This is a genomic window from Rhodococcus sp. GQ147 (assembly GCF_059759155.1).
The window spans coordinates 412,922-426,388 of sequence record NZ_JCAXDU010000001.1 but is presented as its reverse complement, the minus strand read 5'-3'; the positions used below and the strand labels follow the sequence as shown (position 1 = coordinate 426,388).

The 13,467-nt window shown below is 70.3% G+C and carries 16 protein-coding genes; 11 read left to right on the top strand and 5 right to left on the bottom strand.

The window, feature by feature from the left end; genetic code table 11:
• Positions 1 to 61: 61 nt before the first annotated feature.
• On the bottom strand, positions 62 to 553 hold the full coding sequence (locus tag AC6CID_RS01775; RefSeq protein WP_059383303.1) for a SixA phosphatase family protein: 492 nt from the start codon (positions 551 to 553) through the stop codon (positions 62 to 64).
• Positions 550 to 1,362, bottom strand: coding sequence for an acyl-[acyl-carrier-protein] thioesterase (locus tag AC6CID_RS01770; RefSeq protein WP_006552273.1), 813 nt, complete (start codon positions 1,360 to 1,362; stop codon positions 550 to 552). The genes AC6CID_RS01775 and AC6CID_RS01770 overlap by 4 nt, the downstream gene beginning before the upstream one ends.
• A gap of 167 nt (positions 1,363 to 1,529) precedes the next feature.
• Between AC6CID_RS01770 and AC6CID_RS01765 the strand changes: the two genes are divergently transcribed.
• From AC6CID_RS01765 to AC6CID_RS01750, 4 genes are all read left to right on the top strand, one after another.
• Entirely contained in the window at positions 1,530 to 3,206 is a 1,677-nt protein-coding gene (locus AC6CID_RS01765) for an FAD-dependent oxidoreductase (protein ID WP_498353498.1), read from the top strand.
• A gap of 89 nt (positions 3,207 to 3,295) precedes the next feature.
• On the top strand, positions 3,296 to 3,751 hold the full coding sequence (locus AC6CID_RS01760) for a Rieske (2Fe-2S) protein (protein WP_006552271.1): 456 nt from the start codon (positions 3,296 to 3,298) through the stop codon (positions 3,749 to 3,751).
• A gap of 25 nt (positions 3,752 to 3,776) precedes the next feature.
• Positions 3,777 to 4,166: a YidH family protein gene (locus tag AC6CID_RS01755; RefSeq protein ID WP_174556260.1), complete on the top strand. Its 390-nt coding sequence runs from the start codon at positions 3,777 to 3,779 to the stop codon at positions 4,164 to 4,166.
• A gap of 13 nt (positions 4,167 to 4,179) precedes the next feature.
• On the top strand, positions 4,180 to 4,512 hold the full coding sequence (locus AC6CID_RS01750) for a DUF202 domain-containing protein (RefSeq protein WP_006552269.1): 333 nt from the start codon (positions 4,180 to 4,182) through the stop codon (positions 4,510 to 4,512).
• Here the strand turns inward: AC6CID_RS01750 and AC6CID_RS01745 are convergent.
• A complete protein-coding gene (locus AC6CID_RS01745) occupies positions 4,499 to 5,524 on the bottom strand; it encodes a YeiH family protein (protein ID WP_006552268.1) in 1,026 nt (341 codons plus the stop codon). The genes AC6CID_RS01750 and AC6CID_RS01745 overlap by 14 nt on opposite strands.
• A 101-nt stretch (positions 5,525 to 5,625) precedes the next feature.
• Between AC6CID_RS01745 and AC6CID_RS01740 the strand changes: the two genes are divergently transcribed.
• Positions 5,626 to 6,519 carry a LysR family transcriptional regulator gene (locus tag AC6CID_RS01740; RefSeq protein ID WP_019291245.1) on the top strand — a complete coding sequence of 298 codons (894 nt, stop codon included), beginning with the start codon at positions 5,626 to 5,628 and terminating at the stop codon, positions 6,517 to 6,519.
• Positions 6,520 to 6,542: 23 nt separating this feature from the next.
• Here the strand turns inward: AC6CID_RS01740 and AC6CID_RS01735 are convergent, their stop codons facing one another.
• Positions 6,543 to 7,406 (bottom strand): EamA family transporter, encoded by an 864-nt coding sequence (locus AC6CID_RS01735; protein WP_037218093.1) that lies wholly within the window; start codon positions 7,404 to 7,406, stop codon positions 6,543 to 6,545.
• A 94-nt stretch (positions 7,407 to 7,500) separates the two neighbouring features.
• Here AC6CID_RS01735 and AC6CID_RS01730 point away from each other — a divergent pair, with 94 nt between their 5' ends.
• From AC6CID_RS01730 to AC6CID_RS01720, 3 genes are all read left to right on the top strand, one after another.
• A complete protein-coding gene (locus tag AC6CID_RS01730) occupies positions 7,501 to 8,295 on the top strand; it encodes a TIGR03084 family metal-binding protein (RefSeq protein ID WP_220666400.1) in 795 nt (264 codons plus the stop codon).
• Positions 8,296 to 8,419: 124 nt separating this feature from the next.
• On the top strand, positions 8,420 to 9,568 hold the full coding sequence (locus AC6CID_RS01725) for an acyl-CoA dehydrogenase family protein (protein ID WP_024101667.1): 1,149 nt from the start codon (positions 8,420 to 8,422) through the stop codon (positions 9,566 to 9,568).
• Positions 9,569 to 9,634: 66 nt separating this feature from the next.
• The gene (locus AC6CID_RS01720; RefSeq protein WP_006552263.1) at positions 9,635 to 10,795 is read left to right on the top strand and encodes an acyl-CoA dehydrogenase family protein; all 1,161 of its coding nucleotides are present in this window, start codon (positions 9,635 to 9,637) and stop codon (positions 10,793 to 10,795) included.
• On the opposite strand, the gene AC6CID_RS01715 is transcribed toward AC6CID_RS01720, so the two are convergent.
• On the bottom strand, positions 10,792 to 11,451 hold the full coding sequence (locus AC6CID_RS01715; RefSeq protein ID WP_121208906.1) for a TetR/AcrR family transcriptional regulator: 660 nt from the start codon (positions 11,449 to 11,451) through the stop codon (positions 10,792 to 10,794). The two genes, AC6CID_RS01720 and AC6CID_RS01715, sit on opposite strands and share 4 nt — an antisense overlap.
• A gap of 162 nt (positions 11,452 to 11,613) precedes the next feature.
• Between AC6CID_RS01715 and AC6CID_RS01710 the strand changes: the two genes are divergently transcribed.
• The 3 genes from AC6CID_RS01710 to AC6CID_RS01700 are packed head-to-tail and all read left to right on the top strand — an operon-like array spanning position 11,614 to position 13,335.
• A complete protein-coding gene (locus AC6CID_RS01710; RefSeq protein ID WP_220666399.1) occupies positions 11,614 to 12,243 on the top strand; it encodes a TetR/AcrR family transcriptional regulator in 630 nt (209 codons plus the stop codon).
• 10 nt (positions 12,244 to 12,253) lie between these two features.
• Positions 12,254 to 12,805, top strand: coding sequence for a DUF3558 domain-containing protein (locus AC6CID_RS01705; RefSeq protein WP_051121622.1), 552 nt, complete (start codon positions 12,254 to 12,256; stop codon positions 12,803 to 12,805).
• Entirely contained in the window at positions 12,802 to 13,335 is a 534-nt protein-coding gene (locus AC6CID_RS01700; protein WP_064060460.1) for a DUF3558 domain-containing protein, read from the top strand. Before AC6CID_RS01705 ends, AC6CID_RS01700 begins: the two co-directional genes overlap by 4 nt.
• Positions 13,336 to 13,467: the final 132 nt, after the last annotated feature.

The window sequence follows — 13,467 nt, the reverse complement described above, 5'->3', positions numbered from 1 at the left end:
ACGGCGTGCGTGCGAGCGTCCCGTGGCAGTTCCGCTCGGGGTGGGTCGCTCGGGACGCGGGTCAGCGCGGGATGTGGAAGTCCACGAGTTCGGCGGTGCCTCGCGACAGTTCGGACCAGGATCCGCTCACCGTGAGGACCGCGATCGCGGAGGTGGGGAACTTCTCGGCCACCTGATGGGCAGCGTCGGTGCTGTGATCCGTGATGAGCCCGAGGACGGTCGCGGAGAGGGTCGGCTCGTGCCCGATGACGAGCAGGGTGTGCACGTCGTCGGCCGTTCCCCGGATCTCGGCGACCAGGGATTCCGGATCGGCGTGGTACAGGCTGTCGCGGTACTCGACGGGAGCCTCCACGGCTGCTTCGGCGAGTGTCTTGCGCGTCCGGGTCGCGGTGGAGCACAGAACGGCGTCCACTTCGGGCAGGTTCGCCCGGATCCAGCGACCGGCGAGTCCGGCCTCGCGGCGTCCGCGGGGGGAGAGGGGACGCTCGTGATCGTCCACGTCGTCCGGGTACGCGGACTTGCCGTGGCGCAGCAAGATCAGGGTACGGGTCATGGGGTCCACCGTAGAGCGTCCGGTTTCCGGCCGATCCACGCGACCGCGCGAGTGTGATCCTCGACCGTGAACCAGACCGTCAGTCCGTCCTCTCGCAGGGTCGTCCGCAGTGTGAGGGTCTCGCCGGCGGCGACGGGGCGCAGGTGTTCGATCACCGCCCGGTACGGCGCGTCCGGGATGTCCGGCCGGAGGGGCAGGAGCTCCTCGAGGCCGTGCCAGTAGACGGCGTTGTTGACGTGCCCGAACGGGTCGAGGTCGGTGGCGCGTAGGGGGAAGACGCGTTCGTCGTCGAGCTCGTCGGGTGCGCGAGCGGGCAGCCACGCCGTCCACTTCAGGCGTGTGTCGTGCGCGTAGCGGGCCATGTGCTCGAACAGGCCGTCGCTGATCCGGGTGGGGGCGCCGGTGGTGGGACCGATGTCGATCCAGAACGCCGCGGTCTCGATCAGCGGGCCGTCCGGGGCGTCGCCGGGGTCGTCGAAGCGGACCCGCACGTTCGCCCACCGCGTCGACAGGGCGTCGCACCAACGTCGCAGCCGGAGCGTGCGGCCGTACTCGGCGGGGCGGTGCACGTCGACGATCGTGCGCCGGACGATCCAGAGCGGGTCGGTCTCGGACGCGCCGACGGCGGCGAGGTTGTCGGTGCCGATGTCCTGGAGATAGCGGGCGATGCCGTCGAGCCGCAGTCGCTTACCGGTGTCGACGTCGCCGGTGCGGACGGTGCGCTCGGTGGAGAAGGGGTTCGCCTGCTCGGGCAGTTCCGTGAGCGGTCGCGTCCGAGGCAGATCGGTGCTCGGCGTCGACGTGGCCATGTGTCCCCCCCGGGTCGGATGTCCGATCGTGCGATTCTCGCAGTTTCGGTGGGCGGTCGCAGGTTCTCTTGCGAACCCACGGCGACAGCCGCTACAGTCGAATTAACTGTTACGGATCGTTACATGAAATTTGCGGACGCTCCGCCCGGCTGCCGAGGACCCTTCCCATGGCCTATGTGATCACCCAGACCTGCTGCAACGACGCGAGCTGCGTCGCAGTCTGCCCCGTGAACTGCATCCACCCCTCGCCGGACGAGCCCGAGTTCGCCACCGCCGAGATGCTGCACATCGATCCGAAGACCTGCATCGACTGCGGCGCCTGCGCCGACGCGTGCCCGGTCGAGGCGATCCTGCCCGACGACAAGCTCGATCCCTCCCAGATGCGGTTCGCCGAGATCAACGCGGCCTGGTACGAGGACCACCCGGCGCCGGAGGGGTGGAAGCCCCTCGTGCCCACCCCGGCGCCTCCGCGCGATCGTGGAACGCTGCGGGTCGCGATCGTCGGCGCCGGCCCCGCGGCCTGCTACGCCGCCCAGGAACTGCTCGAACGTTCCGAAGTCGAGGTCGAGATGTTCGACCGGCTCCCGACTCCCTTCGGCCTCGTGCGCGCCGGTGTCGCCCCCGATCATCCGGGGACCAAGGCGGTCATGGAATCGTTCGAATGGTCGTTCCGGCGCGAGGAGTTCGCCCTGCACCTTGCCACCGAGGTCGGTCGCGACATCACCCACGCCGAACTGCTCGAGCACCACCACGCCGTGATCTACGCGACCGGTGCGTCGTCCGACCGCCGCCTCGGGGTCGCCGGTGAGGACCTGCCCGGCAGCCACGCTGCCACCGAGTTCGTCGCCTGGTACAACGGCCACCCCGACTACGCCGACCGCACTTTCGATCTGTCCGGGGAACGCGCCGTCATCGTCGGCAACGGCAACGTCGCCCTCGACGTCGCGCGGATACTCACCATGGACGTCGACGAACTCGCGCGCACCGACATCGCCGACCACGCCCTGACGGCGTTGCGGAAGAGCAACATCCGCGAGGTCGTCCTGCTCGGCCGGCGCGGCCCGGCCCAGGCCGCGTACAGCAATCCGGAGTTCCTCGCCCTCGGCGACCTCACCGGAGTCGACGTCGTCGTCGACGACGCCGACCTCGAACTCGATCCGGTGAGCGCCCGGGCCGTGGAGGAGGACGCGGCGACCGCGCTGCGCGTCCGTCTCGCCAGCGAGTACGCCGGCCGGCCCGTCCGTCCCGGGCACCGCCGCATCGTCTTCCGGTACCTCGCCGCGCCGAGCGAACTGCTCGGCGACGACCACGTGACCGGCGTGCGGATCGAACGCACCGAACTCGTCGACGATAGTGGTCGTCTCTCCGCCCGACCCACCGGCCGTTTCGAGGACCTGCCCGCCACGCTCGTACTCCGGTCGATCGGCTATCGCGGCGTTCCCCTGCCGGGTGTGCCCTTCGACGACGTCCGCGGGGTCGTTCCCAACACCGGCGGTCGTGTGGACGCCGGCGTCTACGTCACCGGGTGGGCCAAGCGCGGCCCGAGCGGCGTCATCGGCACCAACAAGGGATGCGCGAAGGAGACCGTCGCCGCGCTGCTGGCCGACTTCGACTCCGGTGCACTCGCCGCTCCCCGCGGCGACCGTCGTGCGCTGAACCGGTTGCTCGCACAGCGCAGGCCCGATCGGGTGGACCTGGACGGCTGGAAGACCATCGACGCGGCCGAGCGGCAGGCCGGACGAGCCCAGGGTCGACCGCGCGTCAAGATCACCGACCGCGAGAGCCTCGTCGAACTCGGTCGTCGCCGACGCCGTCTTCCGCTGCTCGCCTCGTTGCGTCGTTGACACAGCCGCGGGTGACGCAGGTCGCGGCCTGCCCGGACGTTCGTCGATAGGCTCGGGAGAACCGAATCCCGACCCGAACGGACATGTGCATGAGCAGCGACAACCTCGACCGCACGGCGCTCACGCGCCGCACCCTCATCGGCGGCGCCGGTGTGGTGGCGGCCGGCGCGGCCCTTACAGCCTGCGGATCGTCCGGCGACACCGGCGAGGCGCGATCGGCGGTGCCCGCACCGACCACGACGGCGCCTCCCGGACCCGATGCGGAGGTCGTCGCCGCCGTCGCGGACGTGCCGGTCGGCGGAGGCGTCATGCTCGAATCGAAGAGGCTCGTCGTCACCCAGCCCGCAGAGGGCGACTTCCGCGCGTTCATCGCGATCTGCACCCATCAGGGCTGCAATCTCAGCGGTGTCGAGGACGATCGCATCATCTGCCCGTGCCACGGCAGCCGGTACGACCTCGACGGCGCGCCGGTCGAAGGACCGGCGAAGCGGCCGCTGAAGACCCGTCCCGTGGCGGCCCGCGGGTCCGATCTCGTCGTGGGCTGATCGGTCCGGGGATAGAGTCCGCTCCGTGGAGACCAGCGGAGGCCGGCGACCGAAGGCGCTGCACGGTTGGCGCCCGAAGGCGCTGCGTGACGGTACGGACCCGGACCCTCGTTTCACGCTGGCCAACGAGCGCACCTTCCTCGCGTGGGTGCGGACCGCGCTCGGCGTCATCGCCGCGGCGGTCGCGCTGGAGACCTTCGCGGGCGGCATCGTGTCGGAGGGGCTCCGCACGGTGCTGGCGTGCGTGTTGCTCGGATTCGCCGCTGTGCTCACGGTGTTCGCGCTGATCCGCTGGCACCGCGTCGAGCACGCGATGCGCACCGGACGGGCACTCCCGGTGCCGTGGGTGGCCTATCTGCTCGCCGTGGCCCTCGGGGTCTCGGGGGTCGTGCTCGCCGTCGCGATCGCCCGGTGAGACGAGCCGCACCGTGAGCCGGGACGATCTGCGGCACGGCGACGTCGGTCTGCAGCCCGAACGGACGAGTCTGGCGTGGCTGCGCACCGCCTCGGTGCTCGGTGCGGTGGTGCTCGGATTCATGCGGTTCGTGCCGGGTCCGGGTGCCGTGGTCGCGTCGATCGGCCTGATCTGCCTCGTGCCCGTGCTGGCGGTGCTGCTCGCCTCCCGGATCGGTCACCGCGCGCGAGTGCGCGGTCTGGTCGCGGGTCGCGCGCCCTATTTCTGGTGGCGCAACGTCGCGGTCTCCGCCACGGTCGTGGTGCTCGCGATCTCGTCGGCCGTCCTGATCGTCACCGCCCGCTGAGTGACAACACGCCGATCAGGGCTATCGCCGCGACCCAGACGGTCGCCGCTGCCGCGAGCGCGATCGGACGCCATCCGACGCCGCGGAGCACTTCCCGGCGCACCCCCGCGCCCAGGGCGAACATCGCGACGGTCAGCAGCGTGCGCTGCACCGTCCCCGCAGCCTCCACCACGATCGGATCGAGCAGTCCGGTCGAGCGCAGTGCGACGCACGCGAGGAAACCCAGCAGGAAGACCGGCACGATCGGGGGAGTGCGCTCGTCGCGGCGGTCCTCACCGCGCCGCCGAGCGACGACCCCGACGACCGCCACGACCGGGGCCAGCAGTGCCACCCGCGCGAGCTTGACCGTCACCGCCGCGGCGAGCACCCCACCGGCGGTGGCCTCGAGGGCGGTGCCGGTCGCGACCACCTGGGCGACCTCGTGGATCGCCGCACCCGCCCACAGGCCGGCGGTCCCGGGAGTCAGCCCGAGCATCCCGGCGGCGAGCGGAACGAGCGGGATCATCGCGGTGCCGAAGACGACCACCAATGCGACGGTGGTGACGAGTTCGCGTTTGCGCGAATCGATCACACCGTCGACCGCCGCCGCGGCCGCGGCTCCGCAGATCGAGAAACCGCACGCGATGAGCAGGCGCTGGGTCCAGCCCACCCCGAGCCACCGGCCGAAGGCGAGCGACCCGCCGATACCCGCGACGACGACGGTCGCCGCGACGACCGCTGTGCCCCACCCGAGGTCGACGAGATCGGAGACCGCGAGCTGCACGCCGAGAAGAGCGACGCCCACTCGGAGGAGACGCTTCGACGCCGTACCCAGGCCCGGCTCCAGAAGGCCGACCACCGGTGCGGGCAGACCGATATTCGCCACGACCACACCCAGGACGATCGCGACGAGCAACGGGCTCGTCCCGGGGATCAGGTGCGCCGCTCCCAGTGCGACGACCGCGCCCGCCGCGGCCACGAGGAGACCCGGGACGACGGTGGGCCGGGACACGGGCGCGTGGACGGTGAGCATGCCTCGACTCTTCCGCCGCAGCGGTGTCCGCACCAGCCGTCGATCGGACATGAGCTCATATCGAATGGATATGAGTGGCGAGTGCGGCATATCGTTCGTGCATGACCAGCTGGCCGGATCTCGTCGCTCTGGAACTGCTCGTCGGGGTCGACGACCGGGGCGGGCTCGGCGCCGCGGCCCGCGCGGCCGGTCTCGCCCAACCCAACGCGACCCGCATGCTGCGCCGACTCGAACGGCAACTCGGCGCGGTCCTCGTGCGGCGGGGCCGCACGGGTTCGGTGCTCACCCCGGAGGGCACGGTGGTCGCGCACTGGGCGCGGGAGGTCCTGGCCGACGCGGAACGCCTCCTCGACGCCGCTGCAGCACTGCGCGTCGAACAGCAACCCGAACTGGTGGTCGCGGCGTCGATGACGGTCGCCGAACACCTCATCCCGCGGTGGCTCGGCGCCTTCCGCACGCTCCGCGACGACGTCCAGATCCAGTTGCAGGTCCACAACTCGATGCGGGTGTGTGACGTCGTCGCCGAGGGCGGATGCGACGTCGGGTTCGTCGAGGGGCCGACGGTTCCGGAGGGACTGCACAGTGTCGCGGTGGCACGCGACCGCCTGGTCGTGGTCGTCCCGCCGCAGCATCCGTGGGCACGGCGGCGGCGCCCGCTCACCGTGGCCGAATTCGCGGCGACACCACTGGTCGTCCGCGAGGAGGGGTCCGGTACCCGCCGCACCCTCGACCTCGCGTTGCAGGAGTACGACCGGGCCGCACCGCTGCTCGAACTCGGGAGCGGAGCCGCGGTCCGCACGAGTGTGCTCGGGGGCACGGGCCCGGCGGTGCTGAGCACCCTGGCGGTGGAGGAGTATCTGGACTCCGGCCGGCTCGTCGCGGTCGCGGTGGACGGACTCGACCTGCAGCGTGTGCTCCGCGCGGTCTGGAGGCCGCCGCGGGTGTTGTCCGGTCCGGCGGGGGAGTTGGTCCGACTGATCACCCGTACCCGCTGACCTGGCTTACATCCGGCGCCGGGTCACGCGCGCGAGTGCTGCAACGCACCAGCCCCCGCGACCACCACGAGTGCGATACCCGCGAGGGCGAGAGGTTCGACGACCTGCCCCAGCACCAGAGCGCCGGCGAGCGCTGCGGCGGCGGGTTCGAGCGCGATGAGGATCGCGAACACCTTCTTCGGCAGGTCGCGCAGGGCACGGATCTCGAGGGTGTACGGGATCGCCGACGACAGCAGCGCCACGGCGAGTCCTGCGAGCACGAGGCCGGGCCGGAGGAGCTCGGTGCCGGCCGTCGCCGCGCCGAACGGCAGGACGACGACGGCCGCGATCGTCGTCGCCCCGGCCAGCCCCGCCGATCCGGGCAGGGTCGTCGCCACACGTGAGCCCGCCACGATGTACCAGGCCCACCCCGATGCGGCGACCAGCGCGAAGGCGACTCCGAGCGGATCGGGACCGGTGGACAGCCCGGCACCGTCGCCGACGCCGAGCAGGACCACCCCGCCCAGCGCGAGCACCACCCACAGGGCGTCGCGCATACGTCGGGACAGGATCGCGGCCAGCCCGAGAGGGCCGAGGAACTCGATGGTGACGGTCGCGGCGAGCGGCAGTCGCGTCAACGCTCCGTAGAACGCCGTGTTCATCAGCGCGAGACTCGCGCCCAGTGTCACCACCGCCCGCCACTGTTCCGGTGTCCACGTCCACGGCCGGGGCCGGGTGAACGCGCAGAGGATCACGGCGGCGAACAGCAGGCGCAGGGTCACCGTGCCGAGAGCACCAGCCCGGTCGAACAGGGTCGCGGCGAAGGCCGCCCCGAACTGCATCGACAGCACCGCGGTGAGGACCGCGACGACAGGGCCGACGGTGTGCGTGCGGGAATCGTCGGCCATCTCGTCAGTCTGTCCGACGAGCACGAACGACGCCTGCCGCAAAAAACAATCACACGTGCTTGATTTTGGGGCTGTGGCGTGTGACGCTTGCCGCATGTCCGATCTGTACATCGTGCTCGACGATCTCCGCGCGGAGGGCGACGATCTCGACGCTCTCGTCGCGACCCTGCCCGACGAGAGTTGGGCACTGCCCACCCCGGCGGAGGGCTGGACCATCGCTCACCAGATCGGTCACCTGTTGTGGACCGACCGGGCGGCGCTCACCGCCGTGCGCGACCCGGACGCCTTCGTGGAGATGGTCGAAGCGGCATTCGGCGACCCGCTGGGATTCGTCGACGTCGGTGCCGAGGAACAGGCGGGGCGGCCGCCCGCGGAGTTGCTCGCCGACTGGCGCGACACCCGCCGCGAACTCGCCGACGCGCTCGCCGAACTCCCGCGGGGTACGAAGATCCTGTGGTTCGGACCGCCGATGTCGCCGGCGTCGATGGCGACCGCGCGGCTCATGGAGACCTGGGCGCACGGGGGTGACGTCGCCGACGCCCTCGGTGTCACCCGCACGCCCACCGCGCGCCTGAAGAACGTCGCGCACCTGGGGGTGCGGACGCGCGACTTCGCGTACGTCATCCGCGACCGGAAGCCCCCGGCCGAGCCGTTCCGCGTCGTGCTTACCGCCCCCGACGGGGACAGCTGGGAATGGGGTCCGGAGGACGCCGCGCAGTCGGTCACCGGCCCGGCCCTGGACTTCTGCCTGCTCGTCACCCAGCGCATCCACCGCGACGACACCGCCCTCGTCGCCGATGGCCCGGACGCGGAGGAATGGCTCGGCCTCGCGCAGGCCTTCGCCGGTGCCCCCGGCGCCGGGCGCGAGCCCGGCTCGTCCGCCACCTGAGACCGCCCGCCCCACAGTCGAGACACCTCCGGCCGAGACATCTTCGACCGAAACACCATCCTCGACCGAAACACCATCCTCGACCGAAACACCATCCTCGACCGAAAACACCATCGGAGACATCGTGAGCATGTGGACCACCCCCGAGCGTCTCGCCCTCCGCGAGACCGTCACCGGTTTCGTGAAGCGTGAGATCCTGCCCCACCTCGACGACTGGGAGCGCGCCGGCGAACTGCCCCGCGAACTGCACGTCGAGGCCGCGAAGATCGGCCTGCTCGGCGCCGGATTCCCCGAGGAGGTCGGCGGTTCCGGTGGCGACGGCGCCGACACGCTCACCGTGTGCGAGGCGTTCCACGAGGCGGGGGCCTCGGGCGGCGCGTTCGCATCACTGTTCACGTGCGGCATCGCCCTGCCGCACCTCATCGCGGCCGGCGATCCCGATCAGATCGACAAGTGGGTACGGCCCACTCTCGCAGGCGAACTCGTCGGGTCCCTCGCGATCACCGAACCGGGCGGCGGATCGGACGTCGGTCATCTGACCACCACCGCGGTGCGCGATGGCGACCACTACGTCGTCAACGGCGCGAAGACCTACATCACCTCGGGATGCCGCGCCGACTTCGTGGTCACCGCCGTCCGCACCGGAGGTCCCGGCGCCGGGGGAGTCTCGTTGCTCGTGATCGAGAAGGGCACACCGGGTTTCACCGTCTCCCGCAAGCTCGACAAGATGGGATGGCGCGCGTCGGACACCGCCGAGTTGTCCTTCGCCGACGTCCGCGTACCGGTCACCAACCTCGTCGGCGCGGAGAACACCGGATTCTGGCAGATCGCACAGGGTTTCGTCTCCGAGCGGATCGCCCTCGCCGCCCAGGCCTATTCGGGTGCGCAGCGGTGCCTGGACCTGACCGTCGCGTGGTGCCGCGACCGCGAGACCTTCGGCCGGCCGCTGATCACCCGCCAGGCCGTGCAGCGCACCCTGTCCGAGATGGCGCGTCGCGTCGACGTCGCGCGCGTCTACACGCGGCACGTCACCGAGCGCGCCGTGGCGGGAGAGACCGACCTGATCGCCGAGGTGTGTTTCGCGAAGAACACCGCGGTCGAGGCCGGCGAATGGGTCGCCGACCAGGCGGTTCAGTTGTTCGGCGGCCTCGGGTACATGGCCGAATCGGAGGTCGAACGGCAGTACCGCGACATGCGCATCCTCGGCATCGGTGGTGGCACCACAGAGATCCTCACCGAACTCGCCGCCAAGCGGCTGGGTTACGGCGCCTGACCCACCTGTTCCCTCATGCGACCGTCCACGGCCGCGCGTCCTCTCACCCGACCCGGAAGGCATCCCATGAGCATCATCGAGACCGAAGAACAGAAGGAACTACGCGCTGCGGTGGCGGCTCTGGCCGAGCGCTACAACTACGTCGACTACGTACTTCCCAAGTCGCGCGCGCACGAGCCGCTCACCGAATTGTGGGCGGAGGCGGCCAAGCTCGGCTTCCTCGGCGTGAACCTTCCGGAGCAGTACGGAGGCGGCGGCGCCGGCATCTACGAACTCGCGCTGGTGCAGGAGGAGCTCTCCGCGAAGGGCGCCGGGCTGCTGCTCGTCGTGGTTTCACCGGCGATCTGCGGCACCATCATCTCCAAGTACGGCACCGACGCTCAGAAGCAGGAATGGCTGCCCGGCCTCGCCGACGGCTCTTGCATCATGGCCTTCGGCATCACCGAGGCCGACGCCGGATCCAACTCGCACAACATCACCACGATCGCGCGCCGCGACGGTGACGACTGGATCCTCTCCGGCAGCAAGGTCTACATCTCCGGTGTCGACCAGGCCGACGCCGTGCTCGTCGTCTCCCGCACCGAGGACGCGAAGACCGGCAAGCTCCGTCCGGCCCTGTTCATCGTGCCGACCGATGCCCCGGGCTTCACGAAGACGCCCATGGAGATGGACATCCTCGAGCCGGACTACCAGTTCTCCCTGTTCTTCGACGACGTCCGACTTCCCGCCGACGCACTCGTCGGTGAGCCGGAGGCCGCGCTCATGCAGCTGTTCGCCGGACTGAACCCCGAACGGATCATGGGCGCGGCGATGGCAGTGGGTATGGGCCGGTACGCCCTCGACGCCGCGGTGCGCTACGCCAACGAGCGGACCGTCTGGAAGCAGCCCATCGGTGCGCACCAGGGCATCGCGCACCCGCTGGCGCAGCGCCGGATCGAGCTCGAACTCGCCAAGCTCATGATGCAGAAGGCCGCCGTCCTCTACGACAGCGGCGACGACTTCGGGGCCGCCGAAGCCGCGAACATGGCCAAGTACGCCGCGGGTGAGGCTGCGATCGCCTCGCTGGACCAGGCGATCCAGACCCACGGCGGTGCCGGCCTCACTCGGGAGTACGGCCTCGCGGCGATGCTCGGCGCCGCGCGCATCGCACGCGTGGCGCCGGTCAGCCGGGAGATGATCCTCAACTTCGTGGCCCAGCACTCGCTGGGCCTGCCGAAGTCGTACTAGGCCGACGCTTCCGAGTCGGATGTTTCCGGGTTCGAGGTTTCGGGGTTCGACACCTCGAACCCGGAGGTTCCGATGTTCGGCGGGAAGGAATCCGGCGGGAAGAAACCGGTCGCCTCCTCCGCTGGGAGCAGCGTCCCCAGCAGATAGGCGAGGGACCACCGCAACGAGCTCACGTCCTGCAGCGGCACGGTCTGCTGGTAGCCCACGAGCGTGTACAGGGCCAGCCGCGCGAACCGCTCGGCCTGGTCCCTCGAACCGAGGTACTGGGCCACCGCTTCGGCCACCACCGCGTACCGCAGGTCGTCGACCTCGCTCTGCACCTCGTGGACGCCGGAGTCGCTGTGCGACCAACCGCGGATGGCGGACTCGGCGGAGTGGGGGAGGCTGCACGCGAATTCGACGAGCAACCGGAGCCGCCGGGTCATCGAACCCTCGAGGCGCGCCGCGGCGGCGAGCTGGAGCGTCTGGCTCTCGAGCCAGTGCTGGAGGAATTCGGTCTTGAACTGCGCCCAGCTCTCGAAATAGTTGTAGAACGAGCCGGTCGTCACCTCGAGGTGACTGCACAACCGTGCCTGCTTGAGTCCGGCATGGTCGTTGGTGGCCAGGATGGCCAGCGCGGCGTCGAAGTAGTCCTCGCGCCTGACGGTGGTCGCCACGTGGTGCTCCCCTTTCCCCCCGACCTGTTATACGAGTGTACGGATGATGACCTTTGCGTACGGTCTCGGGGTCGCACGAATACCCGTTCGGCGGAAGATCAGTCGTGACGGAACGGTCGTGACCACGGGGTCGTGACAGGACAGGCAGGAACAGGAGTCCCGATGGCGCGAGAACCGAAGCAGGACCGCAGCCGCGCCACGCGGCGGCGACTGCTCGAGGCGACGATCGACTGCCTCGTCGAATCCGGTTGGGCCGCAACCGCGGTGAGTGTGGTCGCCGAGCGGGCAGGAGTGTCGCGCGGGGCCGCCCAGCATCACTTCCCGACCCGGGAGGATCTCATCACCGCATCGCTCGAGTTCATGTTCGACAGTCGCATCGAGCGGGTCCGCACCGAACCGTTCGACGTGCCCGAGGGCGTCGGCCGCACGGAGGCGGTGGTCGAGCGCATCGTCGACCAATGCACCGGCAACATGTTCAAGGCCGCCCTGCAGGTGTGGACGGCTGCGGCGGCCGATCCGGCTCTGCGCGAGATGCTCCTGCCGCTCGAGGAGAAGTTCGGCCGTGTCTCGCACGCGGTGGCCGTCGAGCAGCTCGGTGCCGACGACACCGACCCGGTCGTGCACCGGACGGTGCAGGCGACCCTGGATCTCGCGCGCGGCCTCGGCCTGGCCGACGTGCTGACCGACGACTCGGCCCGCCGGCGGGAGATCGTCCGTCACTGGGCCGCGCAGCTCGACGAGGTGCTCCGGGAGTCCTCGAGTCGTCGCACACAGGTGGGCCCGGCTCGGTAGTCTTCCCGCCATGCCTCTCCCGCGCATCGGAAGGACGGCGGCTGCCGTGGCGACGGTCGGTCTCATGGGTCTCGGTGCGGCGGCGTGCGGGAACTCCGACGACGCCGGACAGGTCGAGACCTCGCCGACCGCGTCCGTCACCGACCCCGGCCCGCTGTTCGACGAGTGCGGCGCGATGTCCGACGACGAGGTGGCGGCGGCTTTCGGTCTCGGCAGTTTCACGACGGTGACGCGCAACTCGGTGGGCTGCGAGTGGGAGATCTACGTCGGCGGCCCCAGCGTGAGCTTCTCGTGGTACCGGGGAAGTCCCATCGGCCGCGAACGCGCCGGCTCCGATCTCATCGGCCGGCCCGCCGCCGACGTCGAGATCGGGGGACGGTCGGGTTTCATGGGGTCTTATCAGAACGAGCTGGGGCAGACGACGCTGTGCGAGATCGGCGTGGAGTTCGGCGGCGACTTCGTCCACTGGTCGGTCTCGTACTCGAACCTCACGCCCGTCGCCGACGCCTGCGTCGTCGCTCGCGGCCTGGCCACCACGAGTGTGGAAAGGGTGCAGAAGTGAACGCCCGCCGCTGGTGCGCCGCATTCGCGACCGTCCTCACGACGGGTGCTCTGCTCACCGGATGTACCCGCACCATCGAGGGGCGGGCCGTCCCGGAGGGGATCGGCGGCGGCACGGGCGCCGAGTTCACCCGGCTGCTCACCGAGTGCGATGCCGTCGCCGACGAGAAGATCGCCGAGGCCGTGGGCGCGGACTACGTCTATCGCGGATTCTTCGGTGCGATCTGCCGCTGGGACGGTGAGGGACCCACGGGAGTAGTGAAGGTCACCTTCAACTGGTTCGAGACCGGTTCCCTCGACCACGAACGCGCCGCCGCCGAGGGACTCGGTTACGAGATCGAGAACACGACCATCGAGGGCCGGCGGGCACTGCAGATGCGCCGACCCGGCGATCCGCTGTCGTGCGGGGTCAGTTCCGGGGCGTCGACGACCGGCATCTTCGGCTGGTGGGTGCAGTACACCTCCGGGGGAGCGGACCCGTGTGAAGCTGCTGCTACGTTGGCCCGGCTCACGCTGAACCTCAGCAGTTGACGGTGTGTGCGGATCCTCGGGAGGGTGCGCGCTTCTCACTTTGACCTCATGCGCGCACGCCGGGTATCGTTGTGGGTCGTGTCCGGCATGCCCGGGCCGGTCTGTGTGCCTATGCGAGGTAGTGCCGTGCGC